The sequence below is a fragment of the Streptomyces sp. NPDC001515 genome, assembly GCF_053597115.1.
Map to the genome: position 1 here is coordinate 213451 of NZ_JBSFHN010000005.1, position 18976 is coordinate 232426.

General features: G+C 71.7%; 12 protein-coding genes and 3 pseudogenes. All 15 read left to right on the plus strand.

What is annotated here, in order from left to right:
• Positions 1-39 precede the first annotated feature (39 nt).
• The 15 genes and pseudogenes from ACWCXC_RS08600 (at position 40) to ACWCXC_RS08670 (ending at position 18865) form a co-directional block, all read left to right on the plus strand.
• The gene (locus tag ACWCXC_RS08600; protein WP_450887550.1) at positions 40-1290 is read left to right on the plus strand and encodes an acyl-CoA dehydrogenase family protein; all 1251 of its coding nucleotides are present in this window, start codon (positions 40-42) and stop codon (positions 1288-1290) included.
• A gap of 123 nt (positions 1291-1413) precedes the next feature.
• Entirely contained in the window at positions 1414-2112 is a 699-nt protein-coding gene (locus tag ACWCXC_RS08605; RefSeq protein ID WP_450887552.1) for a hypothetical protein, read from the plus strand.
• Positions 2113-2500: 388 nt separating this feature from the next.
• A pseudogene (locus tag ACWCXC_RS08610) lies at positions 2501-2830 on the plus strand (helix-turn-helix domain-containing protein); the annotation flags it as partial.
• 36 nt (positions 2831-2866) lie between these two features.
• Positions 2867-3061, plus strand: a pseudogene (locus tag ACWCXC_RS08615) (DUF5999 family protein); the annotation flags it as partial.
• Between the two features lie 66 nt (positions 3062-3127).
• A pseudogene (locus ACWCXC_RS08620) lies at positions 3128-3289 on the plus strand (helix-turn-helix domain-containing protein); the annotation flags it as partial.
• A gap of 126 nt (positions 3290-3415) precedes the next feature.
• Positions 3416-3952 carry a Scr1 family TA system antitoxin-like transcriptional regulator gene (locus ACWCXC_RS08625; RefSeq protein ID WP_450887620.1) on the plus strand — a complete coding sequence of 179 codons (537 nt, stop codon included), beginning with the start codon at positions 3416-3418 and terminating at the stop codon, positions 3950-3952.
• Entirely contained in the window at positions 3949-6633 is a 2685-nt protein-coding gene (locus ACWCXC_RS08630) for a helix-turn-helix transcriptional regulator (protein WP_450887554.1), read from the plus strand. The genes ACWCXC_RS08625 and ACWCXC_RS08630 overlap by 4 nt, the downstream gene beginning before the upstream one ends.
• Complete coding sequence (locus ACWCXC_RS08635) at positions 6630-7454, plus strand: helix-turn-helix domain-containing protein (RefSeq protein ID WP_450887556.1); 825 nt, start codon at positions 6630-6632, stop codon at positions 7452-7454. Before ACWCXC_RS08630 ends, ACWCXC_RS08635 begins: the two co-directional genes overlap by 4 nt.
• 41 nt (positions 7455-7495) lie before the next feature.
• Entirely contained in the window at positions 7496-8425 is a 930-nt protein-coding gene (locus tag ACWCXC_RS08640) for a GntR family transcriptional regulator (RefSeq protein WP_450887558.1), read from the plus strand.
• A gap of 273 nt (positions 8426-8698) precedes the next feature.
• Positions 8699-10705: a tetratricopeptide repeat protein gene (locus ACWCXC_RS08645; protein WP_450887560.1), complete on the plus strand. Its 2007-nt coding sequence runs from the start codon at positions 8699-8701 to the stop codon at positions 10703-10705.
• 221 nt (positions 10706-10926) lie between these two features.
• Positions 10927-11100: an FxLD family lanthipeptide gene (locus ACWCXC_RS08650; protein ID WP_450887562.1), complete on the plus strand. Its 174-nt coding sequence runs from the start codon at positions 10927-10929 to the stop codon at positions 11098-11100.
• Positions 11101-11335: 235 nt separating this feature from the next.
• Entirely contained in the window at positions 11336-14275 is a 2940-nt protein-coding gene (locus ACWCXC_RS08655; protein WP_450887622.1) for a lantibiotic dehydratase, read from the plus strand.
• The gene (locus tag ACWCXC_RS08660) at positions 14272-15540 is read left to right on the plus strand and encodes a lanthionine synthetase C family protein (RefSeq protein ID WP_450887564.1); all 1269 of its coding nucleotides are present in this window, start codon (positions 14272-14274) and stop codon (positions 15538-15540) included. The genes ACWCXC_RS08655 and ACWCXC_RS08660 overlap by 4 nt, the downstream gene beginning before the upstream one ends.
• Positions 15541-15557: 17 nt before the next feature.
• Positions 15558-17639 carry a methyltransferase, FxLD system gene (fxlM, locus tag ACWCXC_RS08665; protein ID WP_450887566.1) on the plus strand — a complete coding sequence of 694 codons (2082 nt, stop codon included), beginning with the start codon at positions 15558-15560 and terminating at the stop codon, positions 17637-17639.
• Between the two features lie 71 nt (positions 17640-17710).
• Positions 17711-18865: a hypothetical protein gene (locus tag ACWCXC_RS08670; RefSeq protein ID WP_450887568.1), complete on the plus strand. Its 1155-nt coding sequence runs from the start codon at positions 17711-17713 to the stop codon at positions 18863-18865.
• The last annotated feature ends 111 nt before the right edge of the window (positions 18866-18976 follow it).

An 18976-nucleotide genomic window follows, 5' to 3' on the forward strand; every position in this document is an offset into this window, starting at 1 on the left:
CCACACCAGTTGCGACCTTCGCTCAGGGAGAGGGAGACCATGTCCGCCACACCGCCAGCAGCACTTCGTCCCTACCTCACCGCCCGCCACGACAAGCTGTGGAGTGAGGCGGACGACTTCGCGGCCGAGCAAGTCGCGCCCCGCGCCGTCCGCATGGAAGCCGCACCGGGCCGGGTCGAGCGCAAGGTGGCCGGCCTCATAGCCGCGCGAGGGTACTTCGCCGTCACCGTCCCGCCCGCCTACGGCGGACTCGGCGCCGGCCACGTCGCTAAGACCATTCTGATCCACCGCATCGCGCGGGTCTCCGCAGCAGCCGCGGCCATCCTGCAGGCCACGCTGATCCCCGTCGGCGCCCTGGTGCAATTCGCCACCCATGAGCAGAAGACCCGGTGGCTGCCCGGGGTCGTGGACGGCTCCCTCCTCCTGTCGATCGCCGTGACTGAACCGGATGCCGGTGGACACATCGGCGGGATCGAAACCACCGCCGAACCCGACGGCAGCGGGTGGGTGATCACCGGCAGCAAAATCCATATCGGGAACGTCCACATCGCAGGAGCCCACCTCGTCGTCGCCCGTACCGCCGCGGCCGGGGTGCGCACCTCCCAGGCACTGACTGCGTTCATGGTCGAAACCGGCAGCCCCGGGCTCTCCATTCCCCCCCACCGTGCCGGTCTCGGCCTGCACGGCTTCACCGCCGGCCGACTGGACCTCGACCACGTCCGCGTCTCCTCCGACAACGTGGTCGGCGAGATCGGGCAGGGACATGCCGTCGCCCAGAGCAGCAGCATCCTGTACGGGCGGCCCAACCTGGCCGCGGTCAGCCTCGGCATCCATGACACTGGCGTGGACACCACCATCGCCCGCCTGAGAACCCGGCCCCGCTACCAGGGCAGCCTGTCCGAACTGCCCGTCCTGCGGGACCGCGTCGGAGGTATGGAAGCCCGCCTGCGTGCCGCCCGCATACTCGCCTATCAGGCAGTACACCTCCTCGACCAGCGCCTCGCCTGCGACGCGGACCTGATCAACTCGAAGTACCTCGGACACCGGTGGGCCATGCGGTCCATCCAGGACGCCATGGAACTGCACGGCGCTCACGCCCTCGGCCACGACTCCTTCGTGCAACGTCTGTGGCGCGACATCCAGCACACCTACCCGCCAGCGGGAACCGGCGAGATCCAGCGCAAACGACTGGCCGACGCCGCCTTCGACGAGGACCACATCCAGTGGTCCGTCCGCCACTGCGCCGGTGCCGTACCGGACCGGGCCGTGCCCAGTCCGACGGCCCTCTGAACGGCCCGGGCGCGGAAAACCCCCGTGAGATCCCTCCGCGCCCGGGACCACGCCGCCGGCCCTTCCTCCCCGAAGGGCCGGCGGCCACCAGCCACATCAACCAGCCCGCCCGGAGAGCCCCCTGTGACCCCGCTGTCCCTTCCGGCCAGAGTGCCGACCACATCGCTGACGTCCACTCAGCGCTGCATCGCGAAGCACCTCGCCAACGATCCGGAGCCCGCAGAGCGAACCCCGGCACCCGCATCGGCCGTCTACGAGGTCCGGTCCCTGCGTACGGATGCCGAGCGCGACGAGGCCGCCGCCTTGGTGGACGAACGTCATCGCTGGCTCGTCCGGCGCGGTCTTCCGAACCAGTCGACAGCAGATGTGATGGCCGTCTTCCGCGATCCGCATGTGCGATCGGCGGCGCTGTTCGACGGCGACGGCAGGCTGCTGGCCTGCCTGGTCCCCCGGCTGGCCCGCGCTGCTCAAGGCAGTCGTGCCGGAGACTGTCTCTACCTCGGCCACGTTCACACCCTGCCCGGCCAGCCCGGCGAGATCGCCCGGGTCCTGAGCCTCTGGGCCGCTGATCTCGCGGCCCGTATCGACGTCCCCTTCGTCCGTGCCGACGTACGTGTCGCCCGACCGGCCGGCGACCGGCTCCTGCAGCACCTCGCCGATATGGGGTGGGAAGAGCACGGTCGCGGCCCCCGTCCAACGGACGAGCTGGGCCGGCTCCGCCTGCCGGCTGTCCGGCGCCCTGCGCTCGCCGTGTTCGTCGACTGCCAGATCGTCCCCGCGGGATCCGCGTCTGTGCCGAGCGAGGTATCACGGGATGCCTAGCACGCCACACCGTTCGCTTGAGGGTTCCCCGATCACCGAGTCCCTGCTGCTTGTTGCCCGTCACATTGTCGCGGGGCGAAAGGTCCCGGAGATCGCCCGCATTCTGCGCCGCCGGGACACGAGCGTCTACACCAGTCTGCAGACTCTGCGCCGCCTGTTGGGATGCCCGCCCGGCTGCGCGCTGGCAGTACTGACGCACGCCCTGCTGTCCTCGAAGGTGCTCACAGCCCCGCCTCCCCTGCCGCCTCCCCCGGGTCTCACCACCAGCCCGATCAACATCGCCCTCCTCACAGCTCTCACCAGGCACTCCGCGCCCGCGGACATCGCCAATGCCGCCCGGCTCACGCAGTCCGCGCTGCCCACGGCGCTGAGCGACCTCCTCACGGCGATGGGGGCAAGGTCCAACGTGGACGCCGTGGTCCTGGCGCACGGCTGGAACCTCGTCACGCCGCGCAGAGACGTCCCCTATCTACGCACACCACCTGAACTCCCAGCCGAACGGTCCGAGGGATACGCCGCAGCAGATGCGGTCGCAGCGCCGGTGGTGGAGCCCGGCGCCCGGCTGAGCGGCAGGAAGGCACGCGAGTTCACCGACTACGTCGTCTGGCTGTACACGAGGCCTGTGAACCCCTTGGGGGTGCGGGCGATTGCCGGGCTGACCGGTCGGTCCTACGGCGACATCCATCGCCGAGTCGCGGAATCGGGAGTACGGATGAACCCGCGGGGGACCCAGCCACCACGGTCTCCGTCCGCCGTGTGCAAGCACACTCCGACGTGCCCGGTCCCGGCGAGGGCGGACGGCACCGCCGCCCGCCTGATCCGCAGTTGTCCCGAGCAGGGCTGGAGCCTGCTGTGCAACGGTGTCCTCCTGTTCGAGGACACCGGAGTGGTCCTTCCTAACGGCAGGATCAGCGGCCCTTCCCGGCCAGGCGACGGCCCTCGGACGGCCACCTCGTCCTCCGTATCCCGCAGCAGCAGGCGCAGCAGGAGCGTTGCTCCGCCGCCCGCTCTACTCGTGACAGCCGCCTACCTTCGGTGGCTGCGCCTGGCCGGAGATATCACCGTACGGAGAACGGCGGAAGCGGTGGGCGCGCCAATAGCTTCCATCTACCGGTGGGAGTCCGCCAAGAATGCTCCTCCGCCCGGCGTACTGGCGAGGCTGCTGCTCCACTACGGGGCCGAAGAGCACGTCGACTACCTCACCCGGGGTACCGGGAGCGGCAGGGCAGGGATGGTGCGACGTTCGGCCGACGCCATGTGGACGGACGCCGCAGGTGCCGGGGCGGCACTTCGCTACCTCGCATTGACGTGTATCGCCAGCAGGATCGCCGAGATCTGCGTGCGGGTGCCCGTGGGGCTGCGGACCCCGGCGTACGAAGCAACTGTTCTCAGGTCCGTGCCCGGCGCGGGCCCCAGCGAACGCGATCTGGAGTGGGTGCGGCGCGTCAGGACGGCGGCAGATCAGCAGCGGACCGTGCTGCTGGACGAGACCGTGCTCACCCACGGAGCCGGGGAACCCGGAGTTCTCGCCGGCCAGCTGCGGCATCTGGCCGGGCTCGTGCACAGCGAATCCCCCGGTGGTCAGAGCCTGGTGATCCGGATCCTGCCGAAGGAACAGGCCGAGCGCATCCGCAGCACCGTCTCCTCGCCCGAAGTTGCCGACGCCACGGTCTACGGGCATCGGCTGGTGGCGAAACTGGGCCCCTCCCCCACCTACGGGACCGGCCAGGATGCCGTGCACGCGGTGGGCGAGGCCGTACGCGAGGCCATGTCCTGCGCGTGGAGCCGGGAGAAGACGTGCGAGGTGCTGCTGGGCGCGGCGCGGGGGGCTGCATCGTGACGCTGAACTCTCCGCTGGATGTCTCCCACGTGCCGTTCATCGCCCTGACCCAGGGCGAGGGCGAGCTCGACGTCCCTGAGCACGAGCTGGTGGTCCGGGAGGACGGCTGGCTCGCCTACCGAGCCGAGACGTCCTTCGACCGCTGTCCCGGCATGGATGTGCTGCTGGCCCGGACCACTGGGTCCACGCCGTCCGGCGCGGTGAATGGTGCTGCGCTGTCGCCCTACCGGCAGTCGCACTGCATGGTCGAGCGCCGGTGCCAGGGGTGCGGAGGTCTGGCCGCCCGGAGCCCCCTCGGCTTGTTGTTCGTCCTGGCCGCGACGCGTCGGGACGGGCGGCCGTCGGGGAAAACCGGGCTCACCGATATGCCGCCTTCCTGCGCCCGGTGCGCTCTCTCGCACTGCCCGGCCCTCGACAAGCAGGGCCGGCACCTCGTGTGGGCGCGTGAGGCAGAGGTGTCCGCCGTGTACGGACACGTCCTGCTCCCGCCCTCCGCAGCGCCCGGCCTTCCGATCTCGGACGAGCGGCTGGTGTCCCTGGACGACGAGCCGACGCTCTCCGCCACGGTGGCCACCCGCTTCGCCTGTGATCTACAGGCGGTGGCGGACGCCGACGAGGGAGAGATCCGGGCCATGGCCGACGAGACAGCCCGCGCCAGCCGTGCCGGAAACACCCCGCTCACCGCACCAAGGAGAACCGAGATGAACAGCGCCCGGCTGGGCCTGGCCTGCGACCCGAAGGGGGGGGCGATGATGCCGGTCGCCGCAAGTTCCGCGCACGCCTTCTCTGCGGCGCAAAGAGTCCTGGCCAGGCACGTCGTCGGCGGGATGTCCGTGGAAGGCTCAGCCGGTGTGCACCGGTCCCTGGACGTGATCCAGGCCCGATTGGGCGTGCTGACGCTGCGGGCCATGTGCTACAGGCTCCTGGACCGGGACGTGGTGCGCCTGCCCGCGGTTCGGCAGGTGACTCTGCGTCTGGACCGGGACGCTCGCGCGGTGTGGGCGGCGTTGCGGTGGGACATCCTGGAGCCCGAGCTGGTCCCGTCCTTGGCGGTGGCCCTGGGCCTGCCGGAGTCGCAGGTGGCCGGCGTCCTGGACTTACTGAGAAGCCGGTTCGGCACGTCGCTGCACGGACTGATCGGGTACGGCATCGCGCACGGTGTGCTGGGGCGCGGTCTGGACGTGGCGCCGCCCGCCCATACCGGGATCGCTGCCACTGCTCCGGGCGAGGGGACGTGGGACGCTGCCCCGTCGGTGCGGCGGGCGCTCGCCCTGCGGGCGGGGGGCCGGACCACCGGCGCGTGCGCGGCGGCCGAAGGGGTGTCCCGGGCGACCATCACGAAAAGGCTGGGCGAGTTCCAGTCGCTGGCGAAGCTGCGGACGCACCGAGCGCTGGTCCACGCGGGCCTTCTCGAGGGGGTGCTGGTGCGGCCGGATCGGGCTGGGAAGGACGCGGCCCCGGACGTGTCCGAGGCGGAGCGGCTGGTGTGGCAGCACCTGGTCCTGGACGTGGCCAATGAGAAGCTGCCCGGAGAGCTCGCCCTCCAGACCGGTCTGAGCCAGGACCTGGTCCACCAGTGCTTGAACGCGCTGAGGGGGCGGTTCGGTGACGAATGTGCCACGGTCGTCGAGGGCTGGCGGCACGGCGTCCTCTGCGACAGCACCCCCGTCACGCAGCCGGTCCCCTCGGCCGCAGACGAGCCCGCCAGGCTGGCGCGGCCCGCCCTGTCCCCGCGTCAGCACGAGGCTCTGTCGCTGCTGACGGTCGGCGGCCTGAATATCCAGCAGGCCGCCGCGCGCATGGGCATCGCCGCCGGAAGCGTCGACGGACACCGGCATGCCTGCGCGATCCGGGCCGGAGTCCGGTCGCTGCGCTCGCTGACCCACTGGGCGCTGACCGGCGGACTCCTCACGCCTCTGGACGCGGGGCACCGAATTCCGGGCCCCGTGACGAAGGAGACGGCGACGGTCTGGGGCCATCTCGCGCTCAACTGCCCCGACGCCTTCCTGGAGAAAGAGCTGGCGAACACGACCGGCCTGCCGCGCCATCAGGTCCACGCCTGTCTGAAGGATCTGCGGTCCACCGGGCTCACCGACCCCCAGCTGGTCGCCGCCGGCTGGCACCACCGGATCCTTGACGCCGCCTCGCCGACGCGGCCCGACGCGGAGACCACACGGCCGGTCCGCCGGACGGAAACCCGTCGTCTCCCGGCCAGGGCCGCTGTCGCCCCGCGCACCGCCGCAACGACGACGGCCCGCAACCGGCACGGCCGGTCTCTGGACATCCTGCCCCGCCCCTATCAGGAAAGCCCCGCCCCTGACCCGGCGTGGCTCGTGAGCCGGTTCGCCCGATGCGGACAGGACGTCGACATCCTGTGGACCGACCCGCACACGTGCCGCAAGCTCCTCACCCGCATACCGGAAGAGCGATGGGGGCCTGTCATAGCGGCCCCCCAGTCCCGGATGGTGCAGCTCGTCACGGAGCCCGACCCGGACCGCCCCGTACGGCGCACCCTTCTGTGGCGGTTCCACTCCAAGGGCGGCCGGGTCGAGCTCCCGCTGGCAGCCGCCCGTTCCGGCCCCGGTCCGTACTGGGCCGTCCCGCCCACCGCGCCCCTGTGGCAGGACTCCGACCTGGACGTCCTCCTCACCCCCCGCTCGGGGCCAGGAGGTGGACGATGACGAGCCTCAACCACCCCGTCGCCCACGTCATCGGCGCAGTTCTGCGCCACGGGCGGCGCACCCGGAACTTGTCGCCGGGGGAAGCAGGTGCGTTCCTGGGCGTCACCGGCACCTGGATCGACGACATCGAGACCGGACGCCGGCAGGCAAGCGATCACGACCTGCGTGCCCTGTGCCGGCTCGACCACATGGGCGCCGACGCGCTGCTCTCGCTCGCGGACCCGGACCGGCCCCGCAGCGACCGCGATCCCTCACGGTCCGGGAGCCTCGAAGGCGCCCGCGTCGACCGGATCCCGGGAAGCGTCGGCCGTCTGACCGCATGCATGCGCGAGTCCCGCCACGTGCGGTTCCTGTGTGGGGAGTTGCTTCCCCCGCCGCTGCGCCATCCCGGCCCGGGGCAAAGCCGTGCGAGGGACTGGCCCGATCCGAGACCGGCGGACGTGCACGTGTTGACGGAAGGACTGGTGCGTTCCGCGTCGCCCGCTCACGTGCGCTACCTGATGGCCCTGCGGGGCCGCGGCGTCACCATCCACGTCCGCCGTCCCATACGTCCGGTGCCGCAGGGCTTCGTCGTCGAGCTGGCCCTCTCCGGAGGCACCGTCATCGGCTGCGGTCACCACCTGATGGCCTACCAGCCCACGGCCGAACTCACCGACCTGATCAACAGCGTCCTCAACGGCCTCGGCCACACGCACTCGTTGCCCCCCGGGCCCCGCCGTACGGAGAAGAACGTCGTGAACCGCCAGCGCCTCGTCATGCTGCTGACCCTCATCGCAGTGATCACCGCGATCGTGGCTGCCGCAGAACTACAGCCCCGCTGAACCGCCTTCAGCTCCACCGTGTGCCCCGAGAACGGAGAGCCGTGTCTACTGTCCCGCCCCGCATACCCGCCCCAGGCAACCCGTCGAGGTCCGGCCATCCGGACCCGACAGCCGCCCTGCTCCGCACGAGGATCCAGGCGGGCACCTACGCCCCGGGGACGCGCATCACTCTGACCGAACTCGGCACTGTCATCGAGGCGCCGAGATCCCGTCTGCGTGAGGCGTTGGACCAACTGGCCGCCGAGGGGCTGATCACCGCGTCCGCCGGTCTGTGGAAGTGTCCGGATCACCGGCCCCCAGATCACTCCGTCGCCCGCAGCCACCGCCTCCTGGCCTCCATGATCGATCACGGCGCCTACCCCGCCGGCATCGCCCTGCCGACCCGGCACCTGCTCGCCACCATCCTCACGACCGACGACCCGGCCGACGTACGAGGAGCCCTCCACCGACTCGCCGACGACCGGGTCATCCAGCTCGCGGGACACGCCCGCCCCCGGGTCCTGGCAGCACCACCCGGCGTTCCCGCCCGCGCCGCCTGGCCGCCCGCACCGGACAGCGTGCAGGACGCACTGCCGACAGCATTCCTTCCCGGCGCCGACTCCGACCGAGTCACTCTCGGCCGGGCCGCATGCGCGGCACGTGCGCGGGTCCGCTGGGGCATCAGCCCCGCCCCGGACATCCTCACCGACCAGGAGTTACGCATCGCCTACGTCGTGCGTGTCCTGGTGACCCGCGCCTACGAGAAGACGGCCGGGACCGATACCGGCGTCCTGCCGAAGGTACGCTCCGCCGCCGCGCGGGTCATGGCCTGCCACGCCCTCCCCCCGGGCGAGCCGCACGAGCGGCAGTTCCGGCTCGCCGTGCTGGCAACCGCACTTCGTGATCTCGTCGACGCCCTGCCCCGGCCCCGGACTCGCGGCTGGCCCGACAGTCCGTTCACCGCCGACATCTGGAGCACTCATGTGTACTGACACACCCGCACGGACGCCGGCTTCCAACCTCGCCCCGAGCCCGCAGAGCGTGAAGACGACACAGCGGGCCGGTCTGGCGGGCCGGCAGCGCCCGGGGCCGGTGTACCGACTCCTGACCTGGGGGCTGCATCTCCTGCTCCACCTCACCGATCACCCGCACAGCCAGCAGGTGCGACGCCTGCTCGACCTGAACGCCCCCCGATACGCGGAGTTCGGCGCTCCCCGGACGGCACACGGTGGTCCCGGCCGCCGAAGCGCGGCGGGGGGATACCGGTGACCGGGACGCACAACACCATCAGCGGCGGCCGGTCGGGGCCCGTGCTGCAGGCCAGCTCGGTCTCCGGAGGCATCCACCACCACTACCAGACCCCCGCCGCCGGCCGGGTGACCGTGCGCCAGCTGCCCCGCCCGGCAGCATTCTTCACCGGCCGCAAGCAGGAACTCCAGGCCCTGAACGACACGCTGTCCTCGAAGTTCACCCTGGCCGTCATCAGCGGAATCCCCCGCGTAGGGAAGAGCGCCCTGGCCACGCACTGGCTCCGCAGCCTGCCCACGGGCCCTGCCGAGTTCTACGCCGATCTCACGCACGTCTGCGGCCCCCTGCCCGAGACGGTGCTGCAGCAGTGGCTGCGCGCCCTGGGAGTCGACCGCCCGCCCGGCCACCGGACGGAGGCCGCGGCCCTGTGGCGGTCCCTCACCGCCGACCGTCCGGTCCATGTGCTGATCGACGGGGCCACCGACGCCGACCAGGTACGCCCGCTGCTCCCCGCCTCGTCCAGCGCACGCATCGTCGTCACCAGCCGCAGATCCCTGTGGGAGCTCTCCACCGACGGCGCAGAGCCGGTACCGCTCGCCCCGCTGCCCTTACAGGACGCCGTCCAGTTGCTGACGGCGGCCTGCCCCGGCCAGCTCGCCCCTGACGACGCGACCGCCAAGCGCATCGCCGAGTCGTGCGGCGGCCTGCCGCTGGCGCTCGTACTGACCGCCGCCCGCCACCGCACCGGCCTCACCCCTTTCACCACCCTTCCCGCCGACCCTGCTCATCACCCCCTGGAGCGTGCCCGCATGGCAATCACCACCGCCCTGGACGACGCCTACAAGAACCTGCCGGAGTCGGCCCGCAGCCTGTACCGCTCCCTCGGGCGGCTGCCCCGCATCGTCATCACCGCCGAGATGGCCGCAGCCATGTCCGCTCCCCCCGTCGCCAACGCGGACCTTCTGGCCTGCCTGGCCGACGAGCGGCTCCTGGACGCCGTCCCCGGCAAGGGCTTCCGGATGAACGACGCCGTGTGGGAGCACGCGGGGCACTGCGAACCCGCAGCGGATCCCGGCGAGCCGCTGCACCTGTTGTTCGGGTGGATGCTCGGCTGCGCCACCGCGGCCCAGCGCCTCCTCACCCCCGCGCAGGCCACCCTCCGTAGGGACGCTCCGGCGCCCGTCGGTCTCTTCTCGGACACGGGCGCGGCACAGGCGTGGCTGGACGGGCAGGCGGACAATCTCCTGCCGGTCCTGGCGGCGGCTGTCGAGCAGGACCTGCCGGCGTGGGAGCTCACGGACGCTTTCTGGCCCCTGTTCCACTTCCGTCACCTCTATGCCCTGTGGGGTGCGGCCCACGAGATCGGACTGGAATCCGCACGCCGCACCGGAACCGTTGCGGCCGAGCGGCAGATGCTCAACTCCGGGGCCATCGGCTTCGCCTCGGCCGGAGAGCATGGCAAGGCCGTCGACTGGTACCTGCAGTGCCTCCACGCGTCCCGGACCGACGGCGACGTACGCGACGAGGGGCAGGCCCTGCTCGGCCTCGGTGCCGCACACTTCCACGCCGGCCGCTTCCCGCAGGCCACGGAGACGCTGACTCAGGCCATCGCCGTTTGGGAAGGGTGCGGTTACCGGCGCGGGATCGGACTCGCGCAGATCACTCTCGCGGAAGTCCAGGCAGCGACGGATCCGGACGCGGCCCTGAACACGGTCGAGGCCGCCCGCACCCTCCTCACCGACCTGGGCGAGAACTACGAGGCCGCCCGGGCTCTCGCCCTGCACGGCCGCTTCCTCGACGAGGCCGGCCGGAGCGCCGAGGCCGTGGAAGAGCTGACCCACGCACTCCCCCAGGTCCGAAGCCACCGCCGGTGGCAGGCCCGTGTCAAGGAGTGGCTGGGCGATGCCTACTTCCACAGCGGCGACCAGGACGTCGCGCGCATGCACCGGGAGGACGCCGCCCTCCTGTACGACCTCTTCAACCCCGCCGAAGCCGCCCGGCTGCGCGCCCGTGCGGCGCGGTGACCAACGCTACTGCGTGACGCGACACCCCGGGCACCACCGGACCACGCTCAGCTCCCCTTCCCGGCCCACCTGCCCAGGTGGGACCGGCAAAGCTTCCCGTCGCGGCATCGCGTCGGGTTGGCCAGAACCCGGCGGACGGAGCCAGCTTTCCAGTTGCGCGCCAGCTCGCCTCTGGCTGCACCAGAAAATCCACAACACCCATGTATCAAAAAGGAGTTGTCATGACGCGCACCATCGTGCAGAGCACCACCCAGGTCCAGGAGGCCGCGACCCAGGAGGACGGTTTCACCCTGGACGTCTGTCTGCTGGAGGTCTCCGATGCCGCGGGGCTGACCAACCTGACCGACGACAACTGCGGTAGTTCCTGCGGTGCCTGCATCACCAACGCCGCCTGACCCGGTTCATCCGGCCTGACCTGGCTGGGGCTGCCACACCGATGGTGTGGCGGCCCCGGCTGCCCTTCCCGCTCGGCTCCAGGAGGCATTCGTGACTGCATCACCGGCATTCCGGTCCGGGGGGATCGCTCTCGTTCGCGCCGTCGCACGACCGGCTACGGCCGAGACTCCCTTCCCGGACTTCGACGACCGGTCTCTGCGAGCCGTCGGTCAGGAAGACGTCACCACTGATCGGCTGGCGTGGGTGCGCGCTGTCTGGAGCGATGCCGCTCTGGCCGAGACCGTACGGCACGCCAGCCCGGACCTGGGGGCCCGGGTCGAGGCCCTGTGCGCGTCCCGGGCTCCCTCCGGGCGGGACGTGCGGCGTTCCGGCCTCTCTCTGGCCCGATACCTGTTGAGGGCCGGCTCCCGGCCCACACCGTTCGGAATGTTCGCCGGCGTGACCACCGCCGTCTTCGGCGACCGGACGGCCGCGGCCTGGGGCGAGGATCATGTGGTCATCGCGCGGGCCGGTGCCGAGTGGGTGTCCCGGCTGGTCGAGCAGCTGGAGAGCAGTGGAGAGCTGCTGCCGTGGCTGTCAGTCGTGGTGAACAGCACGGCCTTCGTACGGGACGGGCGCCTGGTCGTCCCGTTCCAGGACGACGGTCGGCGGTCGGTGGAGGTGTCGATCGAGCTGTCCGGCCCGGTGCGCAGTGCTCTTTCTGCGGCGGAGGAGCCGGTCCGGTTCGAGGACTTGACCGAGAGGCTGGGCGCGGAGTACCCCGGTGTGTTGCCCGAGCGGGTCCACGGGCTGCTGGTCGAGCTGATCCGGCGGCGCGTGCTGATCACGAATCTTCAAGCGCCGGCAACCGAGACCGATGCCCTCGGCTATGTCCTCGCCCAGCTCGACGCGGCCCGGATCGGCGTCCTTGCCCCGCTCGCCGGGGTGATCGACGACCTCCGGGCCGTCCACGCGGCGCTGCCGAAGTGCGTCTCGGCGGATGGCCGGGAGGATGTGGCTGCCCGGATGCGGCGGTTGGTGCCGGGCCTTCGGCGTCACCCGCTGGCGCTCGACCTGCGCCTCGACGCACATATTCGGCTTCCGGACGAAGTGGCGCGTGAGGTCGAGCGGGCCGCCACCGTCCTCACCCGGCTCAGCGCCCGCCCGTACGGGGCTCGCGGGTTGGGTGAGTACCACCAGCGGTTCTACGAGCGGTACGGCATCGGCACGATGGTGTCCCTCCTCGATGTCGTCGCCGACAGCGGCATCGGCTACCCCGCTGGTTACCCCGGGGCCCCGGCCGGTGCCCGACGGCGGCGGATCTCCCCTCGCGACGACGTTCTGGTCCGCCTCGCTCAGACCGCCGCGCTCGACGGGCACGACGAGGTGGTGCTCACCGACGAGATGGTGGACGTTCTGGACGTGGGGCCGGAGGACCCGCGGGTGCCGCCGCACCTGGAGATCGGCGTGCGGCTGCACGCGGCGAGCATCGACGAGGTACGGCGCGGCCGGTTCACCGTGGAGGTCACGAGCGTGTCCCGGGGCGTAGGGGTGATCACCGGACGCTTCGCCAGCGTCCTGGATCCCGCTGCGCGCGAGACGCTGTGCGCGGAGCTGGCCGACCTGCCCACCGCCGATTTCGGCACCGACGCCGCCCAGCTCTCCTTCCCCCCGCTCCTTGCCGACACCGCGCACGTCACCCGGACCCCTCGTATCCTGCCGTTGCTGATCAGCCTGCAAGAGCACCGGCCGCCCGAGGAGGGTGTGCTCACTCCGGCCGATCTCGCGGTGGCATGCGACGGACGCCGGATGTACCTGGCCGCCCCGGCTCTCGGTCGTCGCATCGAGGCCGTGGGCATGCACGCGCTCGCCCTCACCGAGCACACGCCGCCGCTGGCCCGGCTGCTCACCGAGCTGTCCCGTGGCCAGTGCGCCCAGGTGACCACATTCGACTGGGGCGCCGCCGCGACGGCACCGTTTCTTCCGCGCCTGCGCTATGGCCGCATCGTGATCTCCCCGGCCCGGTGGAGGCTGGAAGCGGCCGACCTGCCCGGCCCGGACCGTCCCACAGCGGACTGGAACCTCGCGCTCGGTGAGTGGCACAGCCGCCGTCGCCTGCCTCAGCACGTGCAGCTCGTCCAGGGCGACCGGCTTCTGCCCCTCGACCTCACCCAGGCCGCCCACCGCAGTCTGCTGCGCCAGCACCTCGACCACGCCTCGGCCGTGGTGCTCACCGAAGCACCGGGGCCGCAGGCGTACGGCTGGAGCCAGGGCCGGGCCCACGAGATCATCGTCCCCCTCAAGGCGACACGGTCCGCCGCGTGGCCGCCGCTGCCCCAGCCCAGCCCAGCCCGCGCCCTCACCCCGACCCAGACGCAGACGCCGGGCACGTCGTCGGTGTTGCTGGCCACCCTGTACGGGGACCTGCGCCGGCAGGACGCCGTACTGGCCCGGCACGTCCCCGACCTCCTGCGCCGGCTCGGTTCTCCCTCGTGGTGGTTCATACGGTTCCGCGACCCCGACCAGCACCTTCGCCTGCGCATCGCTCTGGCGGACCCGGATGGCTTCGCGGACGCCGCCCGTACGGTGAGCGCGTGGGCCGACGAACTGCGCACGGCCGGGCTGCTGACGGATCTGCGATACCCCACTTCCTACCGGGAGATGGGCCGCTGGGGCTCCGGGAGCGCGTGGGACGCCGCCGAGGAGGTTTTCCGTGCGGACTCGCGGGCCGTCGTCGCCCAACTCGCCCAGCTCCGGCGCCCGCAGCAGCGCACGCTGGTGGCCGCCCACACCTTCGCGATCACCTCAGCGTTCCTCGGCGGCCCGCAGGCCGGCGCGCGCTGGCTGATCGACCACATCCCGCACCGGGCACCGGAGCCCGTTCCGAGGCCGCAGTTCGCCGAGGCCGTCCGCCTGGCCGACCCGCACGACGACTGGGCGGCGCTCCGTACGGTCCCCGGCGGCGAGGCGATCGTGGCGGGCTGGGCCGACCGTGATGCCGCGCTTGCCGCCTACCGCGAGCACCTGCCGGGCCCGGACACCGAGGGCATCGCCCTGGACGACGTCGTGACCTCCTTTCTGCACAGCCACTTCGTGCGGCACGTGGCGGTCAACTTCCCCGAGGAGGAGATCTGTCTCCGCCTCGCCCGCGCCGCCGCCCTGGCCTTCAACGCCCGCACCGGAAGGACCCGGTGAACCACGACACCGCCCTCGGCCTGTCGGCGGGCATCGCCGACAGGCTCGCCCATCCCGCCACCGCGCCCGCCACGGTGCACACGGAGACCGCCCGGCAGCACCTTGCTCTCGGCCCGATCGGCATCGCTCTGCTGCACATCGAGCGGGCCGCGGCCGGCCTCGGGCCCTGGCAACGCGCCCACGACTGGCTCACGACCGCCACCCGCCGGCCCTTCACCAGCGGCGCCGACAGCCACCCCTTCTACGGCGCCCCCGCCCTCGCGCACGTCCTGGCCTGCGCCGCCGAAGCACTCCCCGGCGCCTACGCACGCGACCTCGCCCTGCTGGACCGGCAGCTCCTCGACGACGTCGAGCGCCGCCTGGACGCCGCGCACCGCCGGATCGACACCGGACAGCTCCCGGCGCTCGCCGAGTTCGACGCGATTCGCGGGCTGACCGGCTTCGGCGGCTATCTCCTGCGCCGCGACCCGGCGGGCCCGGCCCTGCGATCGGTCCTCGACTACTGCGTACGCCTGACCGAACCGATCACCCAGGACGGGGACGCCCTGCCGGGGTGGTGGACGCTCACCGGGCCCTCCGGGCAGCCGGACGAACGTTTTCCCGGCGGCCACGGCAACACCGGCATGGCCCACGGCATCGGCTCCGTCCTGGCCCTGCTCGCGCTCTGCGCCCGGCGCGGCACCACGGTCAGCGGCCACCGCCAGGCCCTGCGCACCATCCTGGCCTGGCTCGACCGCTGGGCCACCGCCACCTCAACGGGCCGAACCTGGCCGTACTGGATCACCCGCGACGAGCTGCGCACCGGCCGGCGCGCACCCGCCCGTCCCCGGCGTCCCTCATGGTGTTACGGGACCGCCGGCACAGCGCGCGCCCAGCAGCTCGCCGCCCTCGCGCTCGGCGATCCCACTCGCCGAGCGGTCGCCGAGCACGCCCTCGTGGACGCTCTCACCGATCCCGAGCAGCTATGGGCCACCACGGACTCGGGCCTGTGCCACGGCTTCGCCGGACTCGCCCACCTCACCGTCCGTACCGCCGCCGACGCCGCACCCGAGACCGCGAACCAGCTCCGCGCCGCTCTGCCCGACCTGCTCGCCCCCCTGCTGCCACTCGGCTCGAAACCCGAGGAAGCCGGAGCGGCACTCGTCGACACCCCCGCCGGCGCCGGGCTCCTCGACGGCGCCGCCGGCATCGGGCTCGGCCTCCTCGCCGCTTCCGGCACCACCCCGCCCGACACCCACTGGGACGCCTTCCTACTCATCGCCTGACCTCCGAAAGGACCTTGATGCCCACCGGCCACTGGCAGCAGCACCAGATCACCTTCCCCGACCGGCAGACCGCGCGCGCCGCCATCACCGACCGCCTCGCCCCCGTCCTGATCGAGGCAGAAGCCGACCTGCAGCTCAGCGGCTGGTGGTTCATGAACAAGCAGCCCTGGCCGCTGCGGTACCTGGCCGGTCAACCGGCCCCGGCCGTAACGGCGCTGCTGGACAACCTGGTCGCGGACGGCATCGCGTCCTCCTGGACGACCGGGATCTACGAGCCGGAGACCGACGCCTTCGGCGGCCCGGCAGCCACGCGGGCCGCGCACGACCTCTTCCACGAGGACAGCCGACACCTCCTCACCTACGTCTCCGGCCCCGGCAGGTTGGGGAGGTCGGAGACGGCCGTCCTGCTGATGAGCAGCATGATGCGCGCCGCGAACCTCGACTGGTTCGAGCAGGGCGACGTCTGGAGCAAAGTCGCCGAACTGCGTCCCGCCGTCACCGGTCCCGCCCGCGAACAGTCCGTCGCCCTGCTGCCGGCGGTGCGGAAGCTGATGTCCACCGAGGCGCGCAGCCTGTGCCGCGCAGGCGGTCCGCTGAACGGACAAGCGGAGTGGGTCGCCGCGTTCGAACGAGCGGGCACGACGCTGGCCTACCTGGCGGCACAGGGCGAGTTGACCCGTGGCCTTCGCGCCGTCGTCGCCCATCACCTGATCTTCCACGCCAACCGTGCCGGCCTGCCTGCCGCAGACCAGCACACCCTGTTCCACATCGCACGAGAGGTAGTCATGGGATCGAGTGACAACACCGCGTCCTCAGCCGCGAACAACCCCGCCGCCGATAGCGTCGGCGCGGTGAATACCGACACGCTCACCACACCCGAAGCCGACGCCGAGCACCTGCGCAACACCCTGGTCGACCAGATCCAGGCCGAGGGCCACGCCCGCACGCCCGAGGTCGAGAACGCGCTTCGCACGGTCCCGAGGCACCGGTTCGTCCCCGACGCGCCGCTCACCGACGCGTACGCCAACGCGCCGGTGAACATCAAGTACGACACCGACGGCACGTCGATCTCCTGCGCCTCCCAGCCGAGCGTCGTCGCCCTCATGCTCGACCAGCTCCAGGCCCAGCCCGGCGAGCGCATCCTCGAACTCGGTGCCGGCACCGGCTACAACGCCGCCCTGATCGGGCACCTCGTCGGCCCCGGCGGACACGTCACCACCATCGACGTCGACGACGACCTCGTCGAAGGGGCCCGCGCCCACCTCGCCGACACCGGCTTCACCAACGTCCAGGCCCTCACCCGCGACGGCGCCCTCGGCCACGCGGAGGGAGCACCGTACGACCGGATCATCGCCACCGTCGGCGCACACGGTATTCCGGCCGCCTGGCTCGAACAGCTCGCCCCCGGCGGCCGGCTCGTCACCCCCCAGCGCCTCAAGGGCAGCGTCTCGCGCTCCATCGTCTACCAGGGGCGCGACGGCCGCTGGCTCTCGTCCGGCTCGCAGATGAACACCTTCATGCCGCTGCGGCGCGGCATCGCCGACGACGACCGCCGCGTCATCCCCCTCTCCACGCTGAGCACCGTGCGCCTCCAGGCCCCCGCCGGACAGCAGATCGACGCCGACGCTCTCGCCGGCGTCCTGGAACAGCCGCGGACCGAGCAGTGGACCGGGATGAAGGTCCGCGCCATGGAGAGCCCGGAGTGGATGGAGCTCTTCGTCTCCTGCTCCCTGCCCTCCGGCCTGATCCGCATGCTCTTCCCCCAGACCGCCAAGGGCACCGTGCTCACCGAGGACCCCTACCCCTCCTCCACGGCCGCCGTGGACAAGGGCGCGCTCACCTACCTCACCCGGCGCCTGCTGGACGAGAAGACCCCCGAGGGCGGCAAGCTCTGGGAGTTCGGCGTCGTCGGCCACGGCCCCGGCAGCGAGGAACTCGCCTCCCAGGTCACCGACGCCATCCGTACCTGGGACCGGGAGTACCGCGGCCGGGAAGCCGCCTTCGAGCTCCTGCCGCTCGACGCGCCCCCCATCGACCAGCAGCCCGGCACGTTCGTCCTCGACACCCCGCTCAACCGCGTCCTGGTCACCTGGCAGTAACCCCGGTGCGGGCCCGCCGACCAACGGCGGGCCTGCACCCCCACTCGCCGTTCCCTTCCCCAGGAGTCCCCGTGGACCCGTACGCCTCCATAACCCGACGCTTCCCGCTCATCTCCCGCTTCCGCCCCGCCTGCCTGCCGCTGCCGCAGCGCGTCCGCGCCCTGGTCGAGCTCTCCGCCACGGCCCAGACAAAGGCGGACCAGGGCCTGGCGTCCGCGGTCTACAACCAGGCCGCGCTCCTTGCCTCCGACGTCGGCCTGCCCGACCTCGCCCGCCAGTGGTGCCATCAGCACGCCGCCGCCTACCTCCACGCCACCCCGCTCCCCGGCATGACCGCGATCCGAGCCCTGGAACCCGTCGTCAACCTCGCTCGCCTCCAGATCCGTGCCGGGAACACCGACGACGGCCGCCACCGCCTCCTCGAACTATTCGACGCCGTCAGCAGCTCTGTCCCCGCCGAGTTCGAAGGCGTTCGCATCCCCGCGGAACTGACCACCAGCGACGCCGACCGCGACGAGGTACGAGCCTGGCTCTGGCGGGTGATCCTCGCCGACGGCACCCGCAGCCTGACCATCGCCGGCCGTTGGACCGAGGCCCTGGCCCACATCGAGCAGCACCAGGGCCTCGGACTGCGGATGTTGGACGGCCGGCAGGTCGCCGTACTCGCCGCCCTTCACGACGACCCCGACCACGCCGCCAGTCTCGTCGCCGAGACGACACCCGGCGAGCCCTGGGAGAACGCCGTCACCGCCTGCCTGTCCGTGCTGTGCCGCCGAGCCGCCCACCACCCCGTCGACGACCTGCTCCCCGAGCTGGTGAACACCTACATGCAGCGCGAACCCGACATCGGCACGACCGTCTTCGATACACGCCTCGGGCTGACCGTCCTGGACCTCCTCGACCAGGCCGACAGCCCCGCAGCGCATCACGTCGCCGAGGAGTTGCACCGCCGGACCATGGCCGCGACCGACGGCTACGCCGCCCGCGAGTGCCTGGCCAACCCCCAGTTCACCAACCTGATCCCCTCCGGGGGAACGAACGCTGCCCGCGACCTGATCCTCGTATGTGGGCTGGACGACAAAGGGCTTCCTCAGACCTTGACCACCAAGTTGGTCCATGCGCTCGGGACCAGCAGCGGGGTAATCCGTGAAAGCGTGGCGGTCCTAGCGACCCGCTCAGCAGACGTTCCGGGGATGGGCGTTCCTCGACGAGAAGGTCTCAGCTGATAAGCGCTCCGCCGAGCAACTCGCCCTGATCGCCCTGGACGAAACCCCGCACACTTCGTCCAACCATGCCGTACAGCTGCTGCTGTTCAACGCCCAGCACGTCTTCCCATC

Coding starts and splice junctions, on each gene's coding strand:
- ACWCXC_RS08600 (WP_450887550.1), top strand. CDS start 40: ATGTCCGCCACACCGCCAGCAGCACTTCGTCCCTACCTCACCGCCCGC.
- ACWCXC_RS08635 (WP_450887556.1), top strand. CDS start 6,630: ATGACGAGCCTCAACCACCCCGTCGCCCACGTCATCGGCGCAGTTCTG.
- ACWCXC_RS08650 (WP_450887562.1), top strand. CDS start 10,927: ATGACGCGCACCATCGTGCAGAGCACCACCCAGGTCCAGGAGGCCGCG.
- fxlM (WP_450887566.1), top strand. CDS start 15,558: ATGCCCACCGGCCACTGGCAGCAGCACCAGATCACCTTCCCCGACCGG.